1 protein-coding gene is annotated in these 4830 nt (G+C 39.1%); it reads right to left on the bottom strand.

From position 1 onward, the window contains the following. Positions 1-4830 (bottom strand): non-ribosomal peptide synthetase (locus tag EWV68_RS09475; protein ID WP_287169599.1); only part of this gene is annotated, 4830 nt, incomplete at both ends.

Here is a 4830-nt window from a genome sequence, read left to right as displayed (position 1 = left end):
GATAAGTTGTGCTTGATGTTCAGGAATAGACTTGACTAATTTTGCTTGAGTTACTAACACTTTTACCTGAGAGTCTTCTAACATGAAGCTCAGGCGTTCTTGGGGATAATCTGGGTCAAGAGGTACATAAGCACCACCTGCCTTGAGAATACCTAATAATCCCACCATCATCTCTAAGGACCGCTCAAGGGAAATACCGACTAAAGTATCAGCTTTTACGCCTAATTTCCGCAAATAATGAGCTAATTGATTAGCACGATTATTTAATTCTCGATAAGTTAAGGATTCATTTTCATAAGTTACTGCTACAGCATTAGGAGTCCGTTCAACTTGCTCCTCAAACAATTGATGAATACACTTATTAGCAGGGTAATCTACCTCAGTATTATTCCAGTTAATTAATAACTGTTGTTGTTCAACTTTAGTCAATAAAGGTAATTGAGAAATTCCCTCACTGGGATTAGTAATAATCCCCTCAAGCAAAGTCAAAAAATGACCGTTCATTCTTTCAATAGTCTCGCTATTAAATAGGTCAGTATTATATTCCCAAACCCCCATTAATCCCGTCTCTGTATTTTGCATTGATAGGGTTAAATCAAACTTAGCTATTTCAACTTCTAAGGGGAAAGAATCAATAGTTAAACCCGTTAACTCTATTTCAGATAAGGCAGTATTTTGAAGGACAAACATTACCTGAAATAGAGGAGTATGACTAAGATTTCTCTCTGTTTGTAAGGCTTCTACTAACATTTCAAAGGGTAAATCTTGATGAGCATAAGCACCTAAAGACATTTCTCTAACTCTCATCAATAATTCCTGAAAACTAGGATTTTCTGAACAGTCAGTCCGCATCACTAAAGTGTTCACAAAAAAGCCGATTAAACTCTCTATTTCACGACGGTTACGATTAGCTATAGGTGTGCCTATTAAGATGTCTGATTGTCCTGTATAACGATAAAGTAATACTCCATAAACTGCTAACAATGTCATAAACATTGTTACCCCTTGTTGCTGACTTAATTCTGTTAGCTTTTGGGTGAGTTCAAGGGATAGTTGAAACTCTTGATGTACCCCAGTAAATGTTTGGACTGCTGGACGAGGTTTATCTGTTGGTAAGGGTAAGAAAGTTGGTGCGTCTGCTAATTGTTTTTTCCAATAATTTAATTGGTTTTCTAAGACTTCTCCCTGTAGCCATTGTCTTTGCCAAAGGGTAAAATCTCCATACTGGATAGATAGGGGATTGAGCGGCGAAGATAATCCCTGAATATAGGCATTATAGAGGGCGGTTAGTTCCTGAATAAATACCCCCATTGACCAGCCATCACTGACAATGTGGTGCATACAGACTAATAAGAGATGTTCCGTTTCAGATAACACCACTAAAGTGATTCTGATTAAGGGTTCACCGGCTAAGTCAAAGGGTTGAATCGCTTGGTTTTGTGCTAACTCTTGGGACGCAATTACTTTTTCACTACCAGATAAATACTGTAAATTTACAACCGTAACTGTCCAGTTTCGTGCTTGTATAACTTGGGTAGGGATACCATCAACGGTAATGAAGTTGGTGCGTAAAGCTTCGTGGCGATCACAAATTTCTTCTAAACTCTGGATTAAGATTTCTGAGTTCAGGTTTCCCTCTAAACGCAAGGCTAGGGGGATATTATAAAAAGAACTATTCGACTCAAATTCAGCCAAAAACCAGAGACGAGTCTGAGCAAAAGATAGGGGTAACTCTGCTGCTTTGTCCCTGGGTAAAATCGCCAGTTCAGTGAGTTGTTCTCCTTCGGAAAGCCGTTTTATTTCCTGGGACAATTCGGCGATTGTCGGTGCAACAAATAACTCGCGTAAGGGCATTTCTACCTGAAAAGCCTCACGGATGCGCGAAATTAGTTGCGTTGCTAATAATGAATGTCCACCTAACTCAAAGAAGTTGTCGTGAATCCCCACCTGTGCAACTTTTAATACTTTTGCCCAAATCGATGATAATATCTCTTCAATGGGGTTACGCGGCGCAATATACTGCTCTTGGCTTTGGAATTCGGGAGCCGGTAAACCACGGTAATCAGTCTTACCATTAGGTGTTAAGGGTAGGGATTCCAAAATGACAAAGGCACTAGGAATCATATACTCTGGTAACTTAGCTTTCAGGAATTGCCGCAGTTGAGTAATATTAAGCGAATTTTGCTCTTTTGGAGGGGAAATAATCTCTATTTGGGGAATAATATAGGCGACTAAACGTTTCTGATTTGTCTCATCTTCCCGAGCAATTACAACAGCCGTTTTGACCGCACTGTGCTGACTAAGAACGGTTTCAATTTCTCCCAATTCAATGCGGAAACCGCGAATTTTTACTTGATTGTCAATGCGTCCTAAATACTCAATATTACCGTCGGGTAAATAACGCCCTAAGTCTCCCGTTTTATATAATCTGCTTTCTGTTTCCTGATGGAAGGGATGAGGGATAAATTTTTCATTGGTTAACTCTGGATGATTGAGGTAGCCTCTCGCTAATCCCGCACCGCCTATGTGTAATTCCCCAGGCACACCAACAGGAACAGGTTGCAAATATTCGTCTAAAATATAGGTTTCTACCTTAGCAATGGGACGACCAATCACTGGTTTGAGGTTAGCTGTGATCAAACATATCGTGCTATCCACAGTGCATTCTGTCGGGCCATAAACGTTATAGAAATTAATGTTTTCAGCCTTGGCCAAAGTAGCCCACATAGATTCATCAATGGCTTCTCCTCCCACCAAGACAGATTGAGGATGATTGTCACTTTCTAGCAATCCTACTGAAATTAGTAGCCTCAGTTGCGATGGTGTGCAATCCAATACATCTATTTTTTGCTGCCGCAGGTGGGATAACATGGCATGGCTATCAAATCGCACCTTTTCTGGCACAATGTTCAGGCTATGACCATATATCAGTTGAATAATTTGTTGCACAGAAGCGTCAAAAGCTAAAGAGGCATTGATGCTGACTCGCAATGGGGAAATCTGATGGTGAGCATAGATAGCTTCATGCAGTCCGTGAGCAAGATTGACAACGGAGGAGTGCTGAATCATCACTCCCTTTGGCTTTCCTGTTGAACCTGAAGTGTAGATTGCATAAGCTAAGTTTTCCGGTTGAACTTCACAGCAGGGATTTGATTCCTGTGCTTGAGTGATAAACGACCAGTCAGTATCTAAACAAACGATTTCTGATTGGTGTTTTGGAAGTCCTGCGATTAAATGTTTTTGGGTTAACAGAACTCTAATTTGAGCATCTTGGAGGATATACAGTAAACGCTCAGTTGGATATTCTGGGTCAAGAGGAACATAAGCACCACCCGCTTTTAATATCGCTAATAACCCCACAATCATGTCTAAAGAACGTTCAAGACAAATCCCCACTAATTGCTCAGGTTTTACTCCTAAAGACTGCAAATAATGTGCTAACTGATTAGCTCGACAATTTAACTCATTGTAGGTTAATTGTTGCTCTGAATATACAACTGCTACCGCTTCGGGTGTGCGTTTTACCTGTTCTTCAAATAACTGATGAATACAGTAATGATCAGGATAAGACGTTTGAGTTTGATTCCATTCTACTAATAATTGCTGTTTTTCCGATTCAGTCAGTAAAGGTAATTCCCCGATGGTTTGCTGAGGATTGGCTACAATTCCTTTTAATAAAGTTTGGAAATGACCCACCATGCGGGTAATTCTTTCGGCGGTAAATAGGTCGCTATCATATTCCCAAAAACCTTCTAAATAAGAGCCTTTTTCCGTCTCTATTTCCTCTAAAACTAAGCTGAGATCAAACTTAATTCTCTGGTTTTCGACAGCTAGATATTGAGCCTTTAAATCAGGTAATTCTAAAGCATTGAGGGGGGCATTTTGCAGCGCAAACATGACCTGAAATAAGGGATTGTAACTTAAACTTCGTTCGATTTCTAACCCATCAACCACTTGTTCAAAGGGGACATCTTGATTAGCATACGCTTCTAAAACAACATTGCGAGCTTGCTGTAATAATCCCGAAAAAGTCGGATTTCCTTCTAGGGAATTCCGTAGCACTAAAGTATTGACAAAAAAACCAATCAAAGGTTCAATTTCTTGTCGGTTTCTGTTGGCGGTGGGTGTCCCGATTAAAATATCATCTTGACCACTATAACGGAAGAGTAAAGTGTTTAAAGCAGCCAGTAAGGTCATAAATAAGGTTCCCCCCGACTTTTGGCTCAAAAGTTTTAGTTTTTCGGTGAGTTCTGAGTTAATTTGAAACGAGATACTATGACCTCGAAAATTGGGAGTAGCCAGACGGGGTTTATCGGTTGGAAGTTCTAATAAAGGAGGAGCGCCCGTTAATTGTTTTTTCCAATAATTTAACTGATTTTCTAAGATTTCACCTTGTAACCATTGTCTTTGCCAGACCGCAAAATCTGCATATTGTATGGCTAATTCGGGTAAATCTACGGTTGAATTGGATAAAAATGCCTGATAAAATTCAGATAATTCTTTAAATAAAATGCCCTTTGACCAACCATCGATAATAATATGATGGAAAACGTTAACTAAAATATAATTTTCATATCCCAGATCAAACAGAGTACATCGTAATAGGGGAGCTTGAGTTAAATCAAAGGGTTTTTGTAGTTCTTCAATAATCTGTTTATCAATTTGATCTTGGGAAATATCCTTTAAATTAATAACTAATAATTTAATCTTTAGAGATGGAGCAATTTTTTGAATAGGTTTTCCTTCAACCATTGGAAAGCTTGTGCGTAAGCTCTCATGCCGTTGAATAATAGCATTAATCGTTTGCTCTAAAATATCAATGTTTAAGCG

Source organism: Microcystis sp. M_QC_C_20170808_M9Col (genome assembly GCF_007095495.1).
GTDB lineage: Bacteria > Cyanobacteriota > Cyanobacteriia > Cyanobacteriales > Microcystaceae > Microcystis > Microcystis aeruginosa.
The sequence above is the reverse complement of the archived record's forward strand: the minus strand, read 5'-3'. Positions and strand labels throughout refer to the sequence as shown.